Source organism: Vibrio sp. GJ43-1 (assembly GCF_055808835.1).
Genome location: NZ_CM147885.1, coordinates 715,476 through 735,305, shown reverse-complemented (window position 1 = coordinate 735,305; position 19,830 = coordinate 715,476). Strand labels below are relative to the sequence as shown.

At 44.5% G+C, this 19,830-nt stretch carries 12 protein-coding genes and 6 pseudogenes; 4 read left to right on the top strand and 14 right to left on the bottom strand.

Annotation, left to right across the window (positions count from 1 at the left end):
* Window positions 1-173 precede the first annotated feature (173 nt).
* The 3 genes and pseudogenes from glpX to AC0L66_RS20580 all read left to right on the top strand — a co-directional run bounded on the left by glpX (window position 174) and on the right by AC0L66_RS20580 (window position 2,200).
* Window positions 174-1,181 (top strand): class II fructose-bisphosphatase, encoded by a 1,008-nt coding sequence (gene glpX, locus AC0L66_RS20590; protein ID WP_265674283.1) that lies wholly within the window; start codon window positions 174-176, stop codon window positions 1,179-1,181.
* A 44-nt stretch (window positions 1,182-1,225) separates the two neighbouring features.
* Window positions 1,226-1,615, top strand: coding sequence for a hypothetical protein (locus AC0L66_RS20585; protein WP_473570684.1), 390 nt, complete (start codon window positions 1,226-1,228; stop codon window positions 1,613-1,615).
* Window positions 1,569-2,200: pseudogene (locus AC0L66_RS20580) on the top strand (sugar-binding transcriptional regulator). The gene AC0L66_RS20585 and the pseudogene AC0L66_RS20580 overlap by 47 nt, the downstream one beginning before the upstream one ends.
* Window positions 2,201-2,971: 771 nt before the next feature.
* Here AC0L66_RS20580 and cspE read toward each other — a convergent pair.
* Together cspE and AC0L66_RS20570 are read right to left on the bottom strand one after the other, a co-directional pair.
* Window positions 2,972-3,184: a transcription antiterminator/RNA stability regulator CspE gene (gene cspE, locus AC0L66_RS20575; protein ID WP_250619120.1), complete on the bottom strand. Its 213-nt coding sequence runs from the start codon at window positions 3,182-3,184 to the stop codon at window positions 2,972-2,974.
* A 373-nt stretch (window positions 3,185-3,557) separates the two neighbouring features.
* Window positions 3,558-3,824 carry a hypothetical protein gene (locus AC0L66_RS20570; protein ID WP_473570683.1) on the bottom strand — a complete coding sequence of 89 codons (267 nt, stop codon included), beginning with the start codon at window positions 3,822-3,824 and terminating at the stop codon, window positions 3,558-3,560.
* An 87-nt stretch (window positions 3,825-3,911) separates the two neighbouring features.
* Between AC0L66_RS20570 and AC0L66_RS20565 the strand changes: the two genes are divergently transcribed.
* A complete protein-coding gene (locus tag AC0L66_RS20565) occupies window positions 3,912-4,298 on the top strand; it encodes a hypothetical protein (protein WP_473570681.1) in 387 nt (128 codons plus the stop codon).
* A gap of 281 nt (window positions 4,299-4,579) precedes the next feature.
* On the opposite strand, the gene glmS is transcribed toward AC0L66_RS20565, so the two are convergent.
* The 12 genes and pseudogenes from glmS to AC0L66_RS20505 all read right to left on the bottom strand — a co-directional run bounded on the left by glmS (window position 4,580) and on the right by AC0L66_RS20505 (window position 19,806).
* Window positions 4,580-6,412, bottom strand: coding sequence for a glutamine--fructose-6-phosphate transaminase (isomerizing) (glmS, locus tag AC0L66_RS20560; protein WP_473570680.1), 1,833 nt, complete (start codon window positions 6,410-6,412; stop codon window positions 4,580-4,582).
* 71 nt (window positions 6,413-6,483) lie between these two features.
* The gene (locus AC0L66_RS20555) at window positions 6,484-7,251 is read right to left on the bottom strand and encodes a DeoR/GlpR family DNA-binding transcription regulator (protein ID WP_265674298.1); all 768 of its coding nucleotides are present in this window, start codon (window positions 7,249-7,251) and stop codon (window positions 6,484-6,486) included.
* 438 nt (window positions 7,252-7,689) lie between these two features.
* On the bottom strand, window positions 7,690-8,223 hold the full coding sequence (locus AC0L66_RS20550; RefSeq protein WP_265674299.1) for an MltR family transcriptional regulator: 534 nt from the start codon (window positions 8,221-8,223) through the stop codon (window positions 7,690-7,692).
* A 50-nt stretch (window positions 8,224-8,273) separates the two neighbouring features.
* Window positions 8,274-9,424, bottom strand: a pseudogene (locus AC0L66_RS20545) (mannitol-1-phosphate 5-dehydrogenase).
* Between the two features lie 102 nt (window positions 9,425-9,526).
* Complete coding sequence (locus tag AC0L66_RS20540) at window positions 9,527-11,152, bottom strand: PTS mannitol transporter subunit IICBA (RefSeq protein ID WP_473570932.1); 1,626 nt, start codon at window positions 11,150-11,152, stop codon at window positions 9,527-9,529.
* Between the two features lie 52 nt (window positions 11,153-11,204).
* A complete protein-coding gene (locus tag AC0L66_RS20535; RefSeq protein WP_473570678.1) occupies window positions 11,205-11,411 on the bottom strand; it encodes a hypothetical protein in 207 nt (68 codons plus the stop codon).
* Between the two features lie 665 nt (window positions 11,412-12,076).
* Window positions 12,077-13,352: pseudogene (gene gabT / locus AC0L66_RS20530) on the bottom strand (4-aminobutyrate--2-oxoglutarate transaminase).
* Window positions 13,353-13,365: 13 nt separating this feature from the next.
* Window positions 13,366-14,794: pseudogene (locus tag AC0L66_RS20525) on the bottom strand (NAD-dependent succinate-semialdehyde dehydrogenase).
* A gap of 63 nt (window positions 14,795-14,857) precedes the next feature.
* Window positions 14,858-15,939: pseudogene (gene aguA / locus AC0L66_RS20520) on the bottom strand (agmatine deiminase).
* Window positions 15,940-15,949: 10 nt separating this feature from the next.
* Window positions 15,950-16,816: an N-carbamoylputrescine amidase gene (gene aguB / locus AC0L66_RS20515; RefSeq protein WP_265674305.1), complete on the bottom strand. Its 867-nt coding sequence runs from the start codon at window positions 16,814-16,816 to the stop codon at window positions 15,950-15,952.
* 150 nt (window positions 16,817-16,966) lie between these two features.
* Entirely contained in the window at window positions 16,967-18,244 is a 1,278-nt protein-coding gene (locus tag AC0L66_RS20510) for an NAD(P)/FAD-dependent oxidoreductase (RefSeq protein ID WP_265674306.1), read from the bottom strand.
* Window positions 18,245-18,320: 76 nt separating this feature from the next.
* Window positions 18,321-19,806: pseudogene (locus AC0L66_RS20505) on the bottom strand (aldehyde dehydrogenase).
* Between the last annotated feature and the right edge of the window lie 24 nt (window positions 19,807-19,830).

Here is a 19,830-nt window from a genome sequence, read left to right as displayed (position 1 = left end):
TAAAATAGAGCTTAAACTCTATTTTATAAAGCGTTTCACATTAGTGTTTCATTTTTATTTCAATGCAGAAATAAAAAGCGCCACTCGTAAATGAGAGCACTGCAACAGTCACGTAGGTGTACATATGATATTTATAGTGAACAGATGAACAACCCAATCACTATGGAACTTTTATGAATACCGATATCGCTTTAACATTTGTCCAAGTTACTGAAGGTGCCGCGCTAGCGGGTTATCAATGGCTAGGATGTGGTAACAAGGAAAATGCAGACCAAGCAGCAGTAGAGGCGATGCGCCTATTACTAAGCAATGCAGCAATCAATGGAAAAATCGTCATAGGTGAAGGAGAGATTGATGACGCTCCTATGCTCTTCATTGGCGAAGAACTTGGACAAGGTGGCCCCAATATAGATATAGCCGTTGATCCAATAGAAGGAACGCGAATGACAGCAATGGGGCAATCAAACGCCATCGCCGTGCTTGCGGCTAGCGAGCAAGGAAGTTTATTGCAAGCACCAGATATGTATATGGAAAAACTAGTAGTAGGACCGAAATCTCACGGGGCTATTGATTTGGACTTATCCTTGGAAGATAACTTAACTCGTATCGCCCAATCATTAAGTAAGCCTATAAATGAGTTAGTCATGGCGACTTTAGCCAAGCCTAGACACGACGGCGTTATTAAACAAGTGCAATCCCTGGGTGTGCGAGTGTACGCTTTTCCAGACGGCGATGTCGCCGCCTCTCTTCTCACTTGTATGCCGGAAAGTGATATTGATTTAATGTACTGTATTGGCGGCTCCCCAGAAGGCGTGATTACGGCAGCAGCCATGCAGGCCTTGGGTGGGGACATGCAAGCCAAACTACTCTTTCGCGATCAAGTTAAAGGCCAATCAACCGAAAATCAGTTGCACGCACAGATAGAGCAACAACGATGCGTAGAAATGCACGTTAAAGCTAATACCAAGCTCGAGCTAAACGATCTGGCCAGTTCAAAAAATGTTATATTTTCAGCAACGGGTATCACCAAAGGTGATTTACTAGAGGGAGTAAAAGCCGGAAGCCAAAACCTAACGACAGAAACACTATTGATTCATGGGCAAAGCCGTATAATCAGAAAAATTCGATCTACACATGATTTTTCATTACTTAATAGTGAATTACACGCCAAATCAGCCTAAATTGTCGCAAACTTAATTTGCGCCCAATAACGCGGTAAGGGAATATGGATTTATCAAATATTGAACAAACAGAAGAAAATAATCTACTCACTGAAATCGCTGTAGCGTATTACCAAGATGGAGCGACTCAAGAAGAAATTTCTAAACGGTTTGGGCAATCCAGAGTCACGATCGGACGGCTGCTAAAAAGAGCCCGAGACAAAGGGATTGTTGAAATAAAAGTTAAATACCATCCAGTATTTGGCGCTAAATTAGAAGAACAGTTAAAAGAACGATTCGGTCTAAAACGCGCGCTTATCGCCCTTGACCAGCCGACAGAAGACGAGCAACGTAGTTTACTCGCCGAGCGTTGTCTCTACCTATCTCTCTTCCACCCTAAAAGATGGAATGGTCGTTTCAATAGGACAAGGGCGAAATGTCTCTTCCGTATCTGAGCATATTGGCATTGTGAATCCAAAAAAGTGTACGTTTGTATCGAGTATCGGTGGCATCCACCCAAGAGGAGGCATGCTAAACGCCGACCACATATCACGTCGCTTTGCTAAAACATTTGATGGAGTGAGTGAAACGCTCTACGCCCCAGCATTTATTAAAGACCCAAACCTACGCCAAGCGCTAATGGAAGATGAAACCGTTCAGCAAACATTGGATATCGCTAAGAAAGCAGATGTCGCGCTGGTGGGTATAGGTGATCTCAGCGAAAGCAGTTATATGGTGAACTTAGGGTGGTTTTCAGTTCAAGAAATGGTAGAAGCAAGGATTCAACAAGGCGTGGTAGGAGAAGTGGGGGGTATGATTTTTATGATATCAAAGGGAGAGTTCAGGATACAAAAATGAGTAATCGAGTCGTTGGGCTTACCATCAGCGATTATCAAAAAATCCCACAAGTTATCGCCATCGCTTCGGAAGCTAGCAAACCATTAGCGATTGTTGGTGCACTACGAACCGGTGCCATAGACATTTTGGCGACCAGTGTAGCCAATGCTATAACGATATTGAATCTCGACGCTCAGCAATAACGCGTATCCATGATTTTATTTATAGAAAGGCAGCAAAGCGGTTGCCTTTCTATTATTAACTATTAGGTTAAACATATACATAAGATAATGAACAATCTGTCATTTTAGAAGATAAGTCTGAATCTACATGGCAAGAATAATGGGGTAATTGCCATATACAAAAAGTATTTTAGTGCAACGTTTCTAAAATTTATGATTCAGAGTTTAGCGAAAAGTAGAATGATATTGTATGACGTTAAGAGGATAGAGAAAAACGACCAATACATTCATTTAGACTGTTAGTAATACTTCCTTGCTGAGTTCTTTCGCAGTAGGAAAAGTCTATACCAACATTACCCATATTATCTTTCATCATAACATGGCGCGATAAAATATCGCCGTTAAGCTGGTGTATTAACACACTCCAAGAGAGTTGGTTTTTTAAATAAAACAAAATTTACTGTCATTGATTACCTTTTTTTGTATTGCTATTGCTATTGCTATTATTTTTACAGTGTTGAAACCAAAAGCGCTTACGACCCATTGAACGAGACATAGAAGATCCTTAATATTATTTTGCAACGAAGATACCGTCACTCACATGAATGAGATATTTTAAGTTGCTGATTTTATGAAAATTATGGTGTTTATATTGATATTGCGAAGTGAATAAAACGTGTGACATGCGTGAAAGGCAGGTGTTGCGTATTTTCTGTGTTCGAAATTCCAGTATAGAGAGTAAAAGTAAATATTACCGCAAATGACCATCGGCCATTTGCGGTAACGTCGAAATTAGATAGCTACAACGTTAGCAGCTTGAAGACCTTTTTGGCCTTGCTCAACTTCGAAAGATACTTTTTGGCCTTCAGCAAGAGTTTTGAAACCCTCAGAAGCGATAGCACGGAAGTGTACGAATACGTCTGCGCCGCCGTTGTCTTGAGTTAGGAAGCCAAAACCTTTCTCTTCGTTAAACCATTTTACGATACCAGTTGTTTTAGTAGACATAATGTGTCCCTTATAAAGTTAAATTCATTAGAAAAATATCGCGATTTCGCGATGCGCTGAAAGCTTGAATTATTGAATGTGACGATGAAGCTAAGGGAACCGCTGAGGATAACAACTATTACGAAGAATTCTGAGGATTGCTTTACTTGATGTATCATTAATAACTCTGAACAACAGAGCGAGGTGGATAATACTAGAGTTCCGTAAGTTGTCAAGCGGTTTTATGACAGATATTCAATAAATATTTTCGATGTCTATCTCTTTTACAATCGACAACTAACAGTGAGAAAAATGGCGTAGCGCGATTAAAGCTGGCATGCGCGACGCCCTGCCAATTCCTTCTATAAGTCAGTCTCGCGTAAAGTATTGTCCGTTATGCCTGTTTCCATGCGTGACGTCTACGCAGCCATGCAAAAAGACCCATTGATAGCCAAGAAAATAACCCTATAGAGCCGACACCATCGGTATCTGGGCCTGCTGAATCCGTCCAAGCGGTGTTCAACACCGTTACGTCAAATAGCTCGCTCATCACTTCTGAATCCAAAACAGCAACCGAGTACACAAGGACAGACAACCTTAAAAATAAAATACTTCTGGTGTCTGTCCTTTTGCTTGCTCGCTTTGGTTTGCTCCCATACATACTCTTACACCATTCCGTAAGAACTCAATGTTAAACTCACATATCGTATATAAAAACAACACATCTAATAATAGCGATAACAATCTTATGAATTTCAGAGTCCTCTTAATAACGTTAGGTCTAACCAGTACAGCGCTGTTTTCATCGCTCGCGACAGCAAAACCATCTTGCAGTATTGACGCTTTTCAACCTGTCGATATTACGCCTAGTATTCAAGAAAGCTTGGTAGACAAACAAAATAGGCAAGTCGTATTGACTCAACAAGCGACAATGCGCTGTGCGAACATTACGTTTTCCACCGCCTATACCCGCAATCGAGTCGCTCATACCATGGCCCAGTCCTTTGAAGCCACTTACTTTGACGGCAAACAGGCCACCTCTCGCTCTGTCACTTTCAACGAAGACGAGCTACGAAGTAAGCTATATCAAAATTGGTCCACGTCAACCCCGCAGCGCTTACGTCTGTTTTACTAAATCAGAAACACCTATAAACATCATTACATGTGACATTGACTAATCATCTTCTTATATCCAGCGCGAAAATTAAATATAACAAGCCGTGCGCCAATAACCATCTGCTCACCTAGCGACAGCAGAGATAACGATACGCTAGGAAAAACAATACCGCGACAGACCAAACTCTACTGCTCTCACAATAAAAAAGCGGCGCTGATTATATCTGCGCCGCTTTTATGATATTGCTCTTGGTACGTGATTATTCTTCTTGAACAACCACGTACCTAAACGCAAGATACTTACTCAACTGTCACCGCTTTCGCCAGGTTACGAGGTTGGTCTACATCGGTCCCTTTGATAAGGGCTACATGGTAAGACAGCAGCTGCATCGGCACCGTATAATAGATTGGTGCAATAATATCGTCGACGTGTGGCATCTGGATGATCTTCATATTTTCATCACCTTCAAAGCCTGCTTTTTCATCGGCGAAGACATAGAGCAAGCCACCACGAGCACGCACTTCTTCAATGTTCGATTTTAGCTTCTCTAACAAATCATTCGTTGGCGCGACCACGACCACTGGCATATCCGCGTCGATCAATGCTAAAGGACCATGTTTTAATTCACCCGCCGCATAAGCCTCAGCGTGAATGTATGAGATCTCTTTTAGCTTCAGAGACGCTTCCATGGCGATGGGGTAGTATTCACCACGACCAAGGAATAGCGTATGGTGTTTATCGGCAAAATCGGTAGCGAGTGCTTCAATTTCTTTATCAAACGCTAATGCTTTCTCTATATTTGCGGGCAATTCGTGCAGTGATTTAACAATTTCCGCTTCACGTTCTTCCGTCATACGGCCTTGGAGACGAGCAATAGACACCACCATCATTAGCATCGCGGCTAACTGTGTGGTGAACGCTTTTGTTGATGCTACGCCGATTTCTGTTCCCGCACGAGTCATAAAGGCAAAATCAGATTCGCGCACCAGTGAAGAACCCGCCACGTTACATACTGTCATCGCCGCCATGTAACCTTTCTCTTTTGCGAGACGCAATGCCGCCAATGTATCGGCCGTTTCACCAGATTGAGATAGAGTTACCAGTAAGCTATTTGGACGTACAACAAAATCACGATAACGGAACTCAGAAGCAATTTCGACATCACAACTCACACCAGCGATAGACTCAAACCAATAGCGCGCTGCCATTCCTGAATTGTACGATGTGCCGCAGGCAATAATTTGAACGTGTTGGACCTTATTAAGGATCTCAACAGCGTTGACACCAATGCTTTCCGTAACTACCGCTTTATCGGTAATACGCCCTTCCATTGTATTAATAAGCGCACGCGGTTGCTCGTAGATTTCTTTTTGCATGAAGTGACGATATTGACCTTTATCACCCGCATCATGCTCAGCGTTCGATTCCGTAATTTCACGCTCAATAGGTTGTCCATCGACATCCAGTACTTTTACCTCACGACGAGTAATCTCTGCCACATCACCTTCTTCAAGATACATGAAACGACGAGTCACACTCAGTAACGCCAGTTGATCAGAAGCCAAGAAGTTTTCACCAACCCCAAAGCCAATAACAATTGGGCTACCTGAACGCGCAGCAACAATGCGGCTTGGGTCTTTACGATCGACGACTACCGTGCCGTATGCACCATCCAGCTGAGCGGCGGTTTTTTGCAACGCTTCAACTAAGGTATCAGACGTGCGGCGCTCCCACTCAACAAGATGAGCAATAACCTCTGTATCGGTTTGAGAGTGGAACACATAGCCACGCTCTTGCAGCAGGCTACGCAGTTCTTCATGGTTTTCAATAATCCCATTATGCACAACGGCAATATCACCAGAGACGTGTGGATGCGCATTCGCTTCTGAAGGTTCACCATGGGTTGCCCAACGGGTATGAGCGATACCTGTCCCACCAATCACATCTTGTGCATTCACAGCATCAGCAAGCTCTTGTACTTTACCTAAACGACGAACACGCGTCAGTTCTGCGCTTTCATTGACCACAGCCACACCCGCTGAGTCATAGCCGCGATACTCGAGGCGACGAAGCCCTTCAACCAAAATTTCAGCGACATCACGTTGCGCTACCGCACCTACGATTCCACACATAGCATTTCTCCATTTATTTTTTTCCTCCTATGAACGCAAGCCAGTCATTATTTAGGAGGAGTAAATTTGATTTAGGCGCAGATTACCTTTACACCGTTTGATTCTATTTGTTGTTTTTGTTGAAGTGATAAGCCGCTATCCGTCACTAAGACATCAATGGCATCCCACGCAAGCTCTAAATTAGGTATCTTTCGACCAATTTTTTCAGACTCAATCATGACAATGACTTCACGCGCGACTTCCGCCATAACATTACTTAGCCCGGTCAACTCATTAAACGTCGTGGTTCCACGAGTCAGGTCTACGCCATCAGCACCGATAAACAATTGATCAAAGTCATACGATCGTAGTACCGACTCGGCCACTTTGCCTTGAAATGAATCAGAATGACTGTCCCATGTTCCCCCGGTCATCAGTAGTGTCGATTCATTTTCTAATTCATTGACGGCATTGGCTAACGCCAGCGAGTTCGTCATAATAACGAGCCCCTTTTTACTCCCTAAACACGACACCAATGCACCTGTCGTACTGCCGCAATCAATCACGATTCGGTTGTGATCTCTAATTAAGTCAACGGCAGCTTTGGCAATGCCTTCTTTATCCGCGATATCTTCAATAGAATGGTTCAAAACTTCATCAACCGCTTCTTGTGGCAACGCCACTGCACCGCCATATCGCCTTAAGAGCTGACCATTATTCTCTAAAGAAGTCAGGTCCTTTCGAATCGTAACTTCTGAAGTATCAAACAGCGCAGACAGTTCTTCCACACTGACTTGTCCTTTCTCTTTCACCAACTGGGCAATTGAATGACGCCTTACTTGAGTATTTCGCTTTCGCATTAGTTTCACTTCAAAACTTATTAACTGCATTAATTATTTCACAACGGAAGATAATTGGCAAACCAAGATAGCAGCAAACCGCTGACCATCCTTCAAAGTCTCATTTTTATTACAGATTACCTATTATGTCTCAGTTACGAAACGAAACATAGCAAGCCTATTCACTGTCAATGAGCCGGGTGCAAAAGAGTGAGTCGTACTAAGGGAATAAGATTAAGAAGCAAGCACCTAATGCTTAATGAAGCCAACGGGGCATGAAGGAATGGGTGGAGTTAGAGGGGTTTCTAATCACAGTAAGGAAGCAACAAGAGCAAAAAAGAAGGACGCCAGTACGCGGTAAAATGCTCGAATTATTGGCAAAATAATGGCGGTTAAGATAAACCGCCATTGAGTGTTAACAATTAGATATGGGTAAAAGCGTTGTTTAAAGAGCCGTGACTATAATAGAGGGTTATCCCGACACAGTGTGCTCACCAACTCAGTAATGGCGAGGATTAGCGTTGACTTGACTCGTTGATAATGGCGTTCTAGATACATTTTCAACATAACAGGATCTAATCCTTCCGCCATGCTGGCGTCGTATTCAATCGGCATCATTTTCTGAATTGCAGTGACTTTATTTAGTTCAAAAATAACGTCAACTTCAGTGAAGTTGACGTTATTTTCCTGAAGCTTAGTCCACTCTCGAAGAGTCACAAAGATATCAATGTCATCGTAGACTTCTTTTGAAATAACGCCCAACCCTAGCAACAATTTAGCTCGAACTAAAATATCACCTAATGGCCCATCTCCGCTCAATAGTGGATCTACCACATACTTCACAGCGTAGTCATCTTTATGAAAAATAGTATTGATTAGCGCATCAAGGGTGTCATCTATTGCATCGTAAGCCGCCATTAGACACTCACTCGCATCTTTCGCTTCAGACAACGCTTCTAATAGTTCAGTTTCGTTAGGTGGATGTAACGGCATAAGTTCTCTTAAAACGAACGGTGCCACAGAAGTGGCACTCGTTACTTGCATCATTTAAGCGCGAGATACGCTTGGTGAGCAAGTGTAACAACTTCTGCGTCAACATTCAGCTCTGAATAATGGGATAATGTCTTATCAAACCCCTGTTCGGCGAACATTGCTTGTAATTCTACCGCCTGAGGATCGTCGTCGTTGTGATAAAGAAACGCAGCGGCGATACCTTTTAGCAAGTGACTATTCGGCAAATTGTATTCTAATGTTCCGTTCAACGGTTTAATTAAACGATCTTGTGGGCTCAGTTTACGAATAGGCTGACGCCCTACACGGTCAACTTCATCACGTAAATATGGATTAGCGAAACGGCCAAGGATTTTTTGGATGTACGCGGCATGCGCTTCTTTATCAAATCCATATCGACGAATCAGAACTTCACCACTCTCTTGCATTGCCGCGGTTACATCAGCAAGAATGGCAGCATCTTCAATCGATTCTTTAATCGTTTCATGTCCCGCAAGTACACCAAGATACGCGGTAATTAGATGCCCGGTATTGAGGGTAAACAATTTACGCTCAACAAATGCCATTAAATTATCAGTACACTCCATTCCCTTTATCGATGGGATTTCACCAACAAACTGGGTTTGATCGACAATCCATTCACAAAACGTTTCCACAGTTACAGCAAGTGGATCTGTTTCACCCGCTTCCCATGCAGTGGGACAATACGATCAACGGCAGAATCTACAAAACCAATATGCTGAGAAGCAAATTGCTGCGCCTGTGTCGAAAGATGTTCAAATACCATGTCTTTCAGCTGACTCGTACCACGCACCATATTTTCACACGCGATGATATTAAGCGGCGAAGTATTTCCCACAGCAAGTCGCTTTTCAATACCGTGTGCTACCGACTTGGAAATAATTTTCAAGACTGTAGGACCAACAGCGGTCGTCACCATATCAACGTCAGCAATCAGATCAATCACATCACTGCTGGTTGAATTAATCGCCGTGACGTTGGTTACTGTCTCAACGACGCAGTCTTCACCAACAATTTTCACAGGAAAAGATTGACGCTCTATCAGGGCATTCACCACTGTTTCATTTACATCTGCAAACGTGACGTGGATACCTGCGTCAGCAAGAAGTTTGCCAATGAAACCACGACCGATATTACCTGCGCCAAAATGGAGAGCTTTCATAAGATATTTCCTAAATAAATACGAATAAAAAGAAAAAGAAAAAATCAAAATGAGACCAACACGGGGGTGTTGGTCTCTTTCACTTAGGAGCGATACATAGCCCTATTTACCGTTCAAAATACGAAGTACATCAGAGACGTCAGTCGTTGACTTCAACAACTCTACAGCTTCTTCATCATCCAAAGAGTTAGTGATAGCGGTAATGACTTGGATGTGTTCGTCCCCCTGAGCAGCAATACCTATTACCATCTTAGCGACGTCATCTTCATCTTCACCCCATTGAACACCTTTAGGGAATTGGCAAAATACGATGCCCGTTTGCTTCACAAACTGTTTTGCTTCAATCGTGCCATGAGGGACAGCAATAGACTCGCCTAAGTAAGTTGACACCAATTCTTCACGAGCTAGCATTCCAGCAACGTATTGTGGTTCAACATAACCAAGCTTCACGAGTTGCTCACCAGCAAACTTGATAACCTCTTCTTTGGACTTAAGTTCCATGCCTAGGAAGATATTTTCATTTGAAAGCTTTAGCGTTCCATTATTGCTAGAGCTTGTGTTTACTGGCGCTTCAGACTTTTTTGCTTGTTGCGCCGCACTAAGGTCACTCACTAGACCATCGTACAAAGCACTATCTAAGAAGTTATTCAGAGAAATATGATGCGCGGTGTCTGCATGAGTGCGGGCACGGTCTGTTAAGTCTTTGTGTGTAATGACAATATCTGCGTCTTGAGGCAAGTTATTGATTGCTAGATTTGTCACTGAGATATCAAGGTTCGCCGCATCAACTTTCTTACGTAGCAAACTTGCACCCATAGCACTTGAACCCATACCTGCATCACACGCGACGATAATTTTTCGTACTTCTGCTAGATTCAGTTCTGCACTTGCTTGACCTTTTGATGCAGCCTTCATGCCTTGCATTTGGCTTGCTGCTTTCTCTAAAGAATCTTCTTCATTTTCATTTTTAGCTTGTGTCTTCATCAGAAGCGCAGCAACTAAGAATGACACCACCGTTGAAGCAATAACCGATAGAATTACACCAATGAACGACGCTTTTGGTGTCATCAGTAGAATCGCAAAAATTGAACCTGGAGACGCAGGAGAAACTAAACCTGCATTAAACATTGTCAGTGTAAATACCCCCGTCATACCCCCTGCGATCACCGCAAGAATAAGACGTGGATTCATCAATACGTACGGGAAGTAAATCTCATGGATACCACCAAAAAAGTGGATAATAGCGGCGCCCGGTGCCGATTCTTTTGCATTGCCTTTACCAAAGAACATATAAGCAAGTAGAAGACCAAGACCTGGACCTGGGTTTGCTTCAATAAGGAAGAAGATGGATTGCCCCGTTTCTTCTGCTTGCTGAATGCCCAGTGGAGAGAATATGCCATGGTTAATCGCGTTATTTAGGAACAGGATTTTCGCAGGTTCTACAAAAATTGACGTCAGTGGCAACAAACCTGCGTTAACGAGGAAGTTTACGCCGCCAGCTAGACCCGTTGACAGCATTTTTACTGCTGGACCAATAACGATAAAGGCAAGAATAGCGCAGATCATACCAATGATACCTGCCGAGAAGTTGTTCACCAACATCTCAAAACCGCTCTTAACTTTGCCGTCTACTGCTTCATCAAATTTCTTGATTGCAACGCCGCCTAAAGGACCAACAATCATCGCTCCCATAAACATCGGTATGTCAGTACCAACGATAACACCCATCGTGGTAATTGCACCCACAACAGCACCACGGTCGCCCGCTACCATTTTACCACTAGGTATAACCGATCAGTAGCGGCAGCATGTAAGTAATCATCGGACCCACCATTGAGCTCAACGTCTCGTTTGGAATCCAACCAGTAGGAATAAATAGAGCCGTAATCAAACCCCAAGCGATGAATGCGCCAATGTTTGGCATCACCATATTGGATAGGAAACGACCAAAGTTTTGCACTTTGATTTTCGCTTCAGGAGATAACATAAGGGTGTCCTCGTTATTGTATTATTCGTTGAACAATGTCGTTATTGACAAAAATGTGTCTTGAAAAAGTCCATATAAAAGTAACACAAGATTTCAAAAAATGACCACCACCCGACATTTTGTGACGCAGCTCAATAAGATTAACTCACAAGAAATGACTTATGGTGATTAATATCACATCTTTTACCTGTCCATAAATTACAAGCCATACCAAGTGATAATAACTATCAATAACAAGTGATATTGATCACACTACCTATATGTCCCACCATAAAATAATTAGTGATAGAGATCACACTTGAGGAAAATTACGACTCATCAAGCGTAATAACGGCACACCAATGGCGACAGAAGTGAGTAATAATCAGCCTATTTACGCCATTAATGAAATTTAATTACCAAAATGAAATTAAATATCACATGATTTCACTGATGTTTATCATGTCCTGATATTGGCGATCGTGATGAATGAAACGAGAGCTTAGAAAGCATGACCAAAGAGATATAGGGAGGGTATCAGGGTAATAATTGGTCGGATTTGAGACTAGAAATGCCCAAAGCGTAAAAAGCCCCCTCGGGCTCGAATCGAGGGGCTGGCTTTATCGCGGTATGCTCATTGAGTTAAAATAGCATACCGCTTATTGGAACTCAGGGTGTAAGGAAAGCTACTTTGTCACTTCTTGAATGATCGCTTCAAGCCTATCAAGACCCTCCGCTAATACCTCAGATTCAATCGTCAATGGTGGCAACAAACGAATCACATTCGCTTTTACGCCACAAGACAACAAGATCAATCCATTTTCTTGCGCCTTACTGATTACAGCTTTCGTAATATCTTGACCTGGTAGCCCAGTCGAGGGGTCGGTAAACTCAATCGCCATCATCGCGCCGATAGTGCGAACCTCACCAATTGCTGGCACGGTTTCTTTCAGCTTATTAATGCGCGCATTCACTACCTCACCAATGCCCTGCGCTTTCGCACAAAGCTGCTCTTCTTCAACAATTTTAAGCACTTCTAACCCAGCAACACAGCCAAGCGGGGAATAGGCGTAAGTACCACCCAGACCGCCCGGTAATGCCGAGTCCATGACATGCGCTTTACCCACTACGGCAGAAATTGGGAAACCACCCGCAATGCCTTTCGCCATTGTCATCATGTCAGGTTCAATACCTAGGTATTCTGTTGCGAACATTTTACCAGTACGCGCAAAATAGGTTTGAATTTCATCGGCAATGAGCATGATACCGTGGTCATCACACAATTGACGTAATGCCTGAGCAAACTCTGGCGGTGCTTGATAAAACCCACCTTCGCCCTGTACTGGCTCAAAAATGATGGCCGCTACTCGGCTTGGTTCAATATCGCAAGCAAAGAGATCGTGGATTGCCTGCAGACTTTGCTCCGTTGATATGCCGTGATAGGCATTTGGGTAAGGTGCGTGGAAAATTTCGTTAGGAAACGGTCCAAAGCCTGCTTTGTAAGGCGCAACTTTACCCGTTAATCCCATCGTCATATTGGTACGACCGTGGAATCCGCCTTTAAAGGCAATAACACCACTACGACCCGTATGTGCGCGAGCCACTTTGACGGCGTTTTCTACCGCTTCAGCATAGGATTGTTAGGAATATCGCTTTCTTCGGTGTATCGCCAGGGGCGATGTCGGTCAGCTTTTCTGCAAGCTCTACAAACGATTCGTAAGGCGTAACCATGGCACAAGTATGCGAGAAATTATCGATCTGCGCTTTCACGGCTTCTGAAATACGTTTATTAGAATGACCTGTATTCGTCACGGCAATGCCTGCCGCAAAGTCGATGTATTTGTTGCCATCAACATCCCAAACAAAGGCATTGTCTGCTTTCTCAACGTAAAGGGGATAGAGGGCGCCCATACCCTGAGCAATCACTTGGCTTCTTCTTTGGTGTAGTTGTTGATTTTTCATTGTTCATTCCTTCTTAGTTGCCACCAAAACATAGGTATTTGACGTCCATATATTCGTCTATCCCTTGTCTTGCGCCTTCACGTCCGATACCCGATTGTTTCACGCCACCAAACGGCGCGACTTCTGTTGATATAATGCCTTCATTAATGCCTACCATGCCGTACTCTAGTGCTTCTGCTACCTTCCATACACGGTGGATATTTTGGCTATAGAAATACGACGCCAAGCCGTAAATCGTATCGTTAGCCATTTCAATCAGCTCTTCGTCAGTTTCAAAACGCACCATAGGCGCGACAGGGCCGAAAATTTCTTCTTGAATGATGTCCATATTGTGCGTCACATCTTTCAAAATAACGGGCTGCATAAAGAGCCCATCCAACGTCTTAATTTCTGTTGTCGGTGTTGCGCCTTGCTCAATTGCGCGATCAATTAGCGCTTGAATACCTTTCTTTGCTGACTCGTTAATGACGGGACCGATATTGACCCCTTCATCCAAACCATTGCCGATTTTAAGCTGTTGAACGGCGGCATCAAATTTAGTCACAAACTCATCGTATACGGCGTCGTGTACGTAAAAACGGTTAGCACAAACACACGTCTGTCCTGCGTTTCTAAATTTTGATGCCATTGCGCCTTGAACCGCAGCGTCGATGTCCGCATCCTCGAACACGATAAAGGGTGCATTACCACCCAGCTCCATTGAGGTGCGTTTAATGTCTTTGGCGCTTTGCGCCATCAATACGCTACCCACTTGAGTCGAGCCAGTGAAAGACAATTTCCTAATTAGAGGATGGGATGTGAAGATTGCACCTATCTTACGAGAACTTTCACCTAGAACGACCTGCAATGCATCACGAGGGATGCCCGCTTGATAAGCCAGTTCAACAACGGCAAATGCCGACAACGGCGTCGAGTCTGACGGCTTAACAATAAAACTACAGCCTGCCGCAAGTGCTGGGCCAGCTTTTCGGGTAATCATGGCAATAGGAAAATTCCAAGGGGTAATCGCACATGCTACGCCAATAGGCTGCTTGATGGTCACCAAACGCTTATCCGACGTTGGGCCTGGAATGGATTCACCGTACGTGCGTTTCGCTTCCTCAGCAAACCATTCAATAAAACTGGCACCATAAAGCACTTCACCCGCCGCTTCCGCTAATGGCTTACCTTGTTCTAGCGTCATAATACGCGCTGAGATCATCTTTGTTCTCAAGAAGCAATTGATACCAACGATTAAGCATGCCAGCACGAGTTTTGGCTGGCAATTTCGCCCACTCTTTTTGCGCCACATGGGCGCGTTCAATGCTGTCCATTAATGCCGCTTCATTCGACACGGGTGCTTGACCTACCAGCTCACCTGTTGCCGGATTTGTCACGGTGACCGTCTGCTCAGCCGCAGAAGTCATAAAAGAGAGTAAGCTTTTATTCTGTATTTGCTGCATGGTGATTTACCTTCTTTTTGTCTTCCTTAGGCCATACGCTTTGTTCGGAAAACACCTAAATTATTAAGCAGGGATCTGCTGTGTTATACAGTGGATATTGCCACCACCCAGTAATACTTCTCTGGTTGGGATACCCACGATGTCAAAACCGGGTAGTGCTTGTTCTAATATTTCGATTGCCACGCGATCAAATTGTTCATCAAGCAATGGAAGAAATACGTGGTCATTGACCATGAGAAAGTTCGCGTACGAGGCACTTAAGCGTTCGCCTTCTTGACGCACCATACCGTCACTTGATTCGATCCCTTCCGCTTCTTCTTGTGTGTAGTACAAGGGACCTGGAACAGGGATCTTAATGACCTCAATCGTTCTGCCTTTCGCATCTCTTTGGCTGGCTAGTGCAGCATAAGCTTCACGAGAGAGTTTAAATTGTGGATCAAAGGGGTCATCTGTCCAACTCAGTACCACCTTAGCTGGTCCAATAACATGAATCAGGTTATCAACATGACCGTCGGTTTCATCGTTATAAAGCCCTTTCGGTAACCACACTATTTTCTCGGCACCTAAATACTCACACAAGTTGTGCTCAATGTCCTCACGCTCTAACTGTGGATTACGACCTGGGCTAAGCAAGCATTCTTCCGTAGTGTAGAGTGTGCCTTCCCCATCAGTATGAATGGATCCCCCTCTAACACGATCGGCGCTCGATAATGATCCATACCCGCAACGTCACACACCGACTCTGCCACTTGATCATCTGCACGCCAATCGTCATAAAGGCCGTTAAACTCACCACCCCACGCGTTGAATTTCCAACTCACGCCGCGGCGCTCACCTAATGCATTCACAACAACCGTTGGTCCAATATCACGCATCCAAGAGTCGTTATAATCCATTTCCACCAGCTTAATTGAGCTATGCAGTAAAGTGCGAGCGCGTTCATAATGCCCAGATGCCACGGCTACTGTCACCTGTACTACATCAGCAATGGCGTTCGCGACATTAGCAAATGTCTGTTGAGCAGGAATGGCATCATTGCGCCAATTATCTTTTCGCTCGGGCCACGCTAGCCACACTTCTCTCACTGGCTCAAACTCTGCTGGAAAAGAAAACCCGTCTTGTTTAGGTGTTGTTGTGAGTCTCATTGTGACCTCGCTATATCGCCATGCTCATTACGTCTTGATATAAATCAGGACGACGATCGCGGAACAAGCCCCATGCATGACGAGCTTTTGTGGTCGCCTGAAGATCGATTTCCGCATAAACAATGGTCTCGCCTTCTCGTGGCGCTTCGGCCAGTTTTCCACCCGTGTGGTCGGTAATAAACGATGACCCATAAAACGTCGTTTCAATGCCGTCATCCACTTCCACACCCACACGGTTGGCCGCAACAACAGGCACCAAGTTCGCAGCAGAGTGACCTTGCATCGTCCGCTGCCAGTGATCGCGAGAGTCAAGCGTCAAATCTTGTGGTTCAGAGCCAATCGCCGTTGGGTAGAAAATCGCTTCTGCCCCATTTAACGCAAGACTACGTGCCAATTCAGGAAACCATTGATCCCAACAAATACCCGCACCAAATGTACCAAATTTGGTTTTCCAAACCTTAAAGCCAGTATCACCCGGGCTGAAGTAGTATTTTTCGCTATAACCAGGACCATCTGGGATGTGTGATTTGCGATAGTTTTCCAAAATCGTGCCATCAGCGTCAATCATGACAAGTGAGTTAAAAAACGTATTACCTGCCTTCTCAAAATAGCTCACCGGAATCACAACGTTTAGCTCTTTTGCCAGTTCACTCATGGTATGAATCAAAGGGCTGGTATCAAACTCTTCCGCCAGTTCAAAATATTTCGATTCTTGCTTCTTGCAAAAATAAGGGGCAGCGAACAGCTCTTGAGGAACCACAACGTTTGCACCGTTTGCTGCGGCTTCACGGATAGCGCCTTTGATTTTGGTCATATTGGCATCAAGGTCCCACGTTTTGGACAATTGAAGCGCGGCGAATTTAACTACTCTACTCATGAGATCTTCCTTTATCTTATCGTTGATTTTGGCTGATGAGCGCCCGTCATTGCAGGCGCTTCTTTTTCTTGTTTCACGTTATTGAACGGTGACTATGGTTTTGCCATCATTCGTCGTTCATAGTGTTGAACTAATTTCGTTATTGCGTAATTAAATGGCTAATTTGTCTCGTAAGTTGTAGTACGCTGCGCCCATCGCCGTCATTGGAATGGCAAAATGACGGCCACCAGGAAAGGCGATATGAGTCAGTTGTGCAAACGCATCAAAACGCTCTGCATGGCCAGCTAAGGCTTCAGCCAGTAACTTGCCCGCTAGGTGCGTACACGTAACACCGTGACCACTGTATCCTTGTAGGTAATAGATATTGTCAGCGAAAGCACCAAATTGAGGCATACGCGAATACGTCAGTAGGAAGTTACCCGTCCACTTATAATCAATACCAATCCCTTTCAATTGTGGGAAGATTTTCTCCATTTTCGGACGCAGTAACGATTCAATATTTTCAGGGTCGCGAGCGCCATATACCACACCACCACCAAACAGCAGACGCTTATCCGCGCTCAATCGGAAGTAATCCAATAGATAGTTACAATCTTCAACGCAGTAATCTGACGGTAGAACTTGCTGCAATTGCGCGTCAGTTAATGGCTCGGTTGCCACTACTTGCGTACCACAAGGGATCGCTTTATTACTGATGTTTGGTGCCAAGCCACCTAAATAAGCATTGCCCGCTAGAACCATATATTTTGCTTTTACGCTGCCGTGCTCGGTGTGCGCAACTGGATTAGCGCCTTTCTCTATTCGTGTTACCCCTGATTGTTCGAAAATTCGACCACCTAAAGCCGTTACTGCCGCGGCTTCACCTAGAGCAAGTTTAAGTGGATGGATGTGACCACCACTCATATCAAGTAGCGCACCTTTATAGGCTTTTGTGCCAACCGCTGTCTCTACTTCACCTGCATCTAACAAACTGAGTTGGTCGTTGCCATAGCGTTCCCAGTGTTTTTTATGTTCTTCTAGACCTTTCATTTGCTTAGCGTTTAGAGCGGTAAACATGCCGCCTTGCTTGAAGTCGCAATCAATATTGTGCTTATCAATTAAGCCGCGAATAATACTGCCGCCTTCAAAAATCATATCGCAGAGTGCTTTTGCTTGTTTTTCACCGTAGCGACTTTCAATTACGTCAACGTCACGGCTGTAGCTATTCACAATTTGTCCACCGTTACGACCCGATGCGCCAAAACCCACTTTTGCGTTTTCTAAAATAACAACCTTAAAGCCTTTCTCTGCTAAATGTAGCGCCGACGACAAACCTGAAAATCCAGCCCCAACGACACACACGTCGCACTCGATATTGTCTCGTAGTTGTGGGTACTCACTTACATTCAAGATTGAGTCCGCGTAGTATGAATCTGTATGTTTATTCATTATTCAATTCCTTGTTGTTGCCACGGCTTGTTTTATCCCGATAGGGCTAAGCATGACGGTACTAAGCGCTACTGGCCTAAGGTTGGAGACGTATCCACGTCGTTTTGGTTTCAGTAAACTTCTCAATGGCGTGGATCGATTTATCTCGTCCGTTTCCGCTCATTTTAAATCCACCGAATGGGACGGTCATATCGCCCTCGTTGTAGTTGTTCACCCATACAGAGCCTGCTTCTAGCTGCTTAGCAACACGGTGAACTCGATTTAGGTTATCACTCCAAAGTGCGGCACCCAGTCCGTATTTAGAGTCATTGGCAATTTGAATGGCTTCTTGCTCAGTTTTGAATGAAATCACACACAGTACTGGACCAAATATCTCTTCCTGTGCCACGCGCATTTTGTTATCAACTTGGTCGATAATGATTGGCTCCACAAAAGCACCAACACCTTCTACATCACCACCGCAACGCACAACAGCCCCTTCGTCTTGAGCCAGTGTTACGTAACCTAACACCTTTTCTTTGTGCTCACGATCGATCAGCGCGCCCATAGACGAAGACGGATCCATGGGATCTTTTGGCATAAAGCGTTGCGCTGCCGACATCACTTTATCAATAAATATCTCTTTAATGCTTTCATGGACTAGCAACCGAGTGGCTGCAACACACACTTCACCTTGGTTATAGAAACATCCCGCTGCCGTTTCTGCCGCCGCTTTGTCAAGGTCTTGATAATCTTCAAATACAATATTGGCGTTTTTGCCGCCCGCTTCTGCCCACACTCGCTTGAGGTTGGTTTCACCAGAGCTGATCATCAAATGCCCAGCAACACGAGTCGAGCCTGTAAAGGCAATACAATCAACATCATCATGTCTTGCTAGTGCTTCACTAAGCTTCATGACCAAACCCGGTGACCACTTGGAATACGCCACTTGGGATCCCTGCTTCGTTGGCCAATTTCCCAAGGAAAATTGCACTCAGCGAAGACTTTTCGGAAGGCTTAAGAATGACACTGTTGCCTGCTGCTAACGCCGGACCGAGTTTCCAGCTTCCGAGCCAAAGTGGGAAGTTCCATGGCACGACCGCCGCCACGACACCAATGGCTTGATGGGAAACAAACGCATGGACATTTTTTTCAGTTGGAGCGACCTCACCGTACACTTTATCAATCGCTTCTGCGTACCAACGAATGGACTGGGCGGAGCCTGGAATGTCCGTAGACACACTGTGTGATATCGGCTTACCCGTATCCAGTGTCTCTAACATGGCTAACTCTTCTGTATTGGCATCAATGAGCGCGGCAAATCTCATTAGTACCGCTTTACGATGTGAAGGGGCACTCTGGCTCCATTCACCTTCGATAAACGCTTGCCTCGCGTACTTAACCGCAAGATCCACATCGCCAGATTGACAGCGAGGAATAGTCGCTATAATTTCATCTGTCGCTGGATTGACGACCTCTAGCGTTTCACCTTGTATTGCATCACGATACTCTCCATTTAAGAAAGCTCGCTGCTCTATCGCTAATGCGTCTTTAAATTCAATCCATTGCTCTTGCGTTTTCATACGCGCTCCTTGCTTACCTCAAGG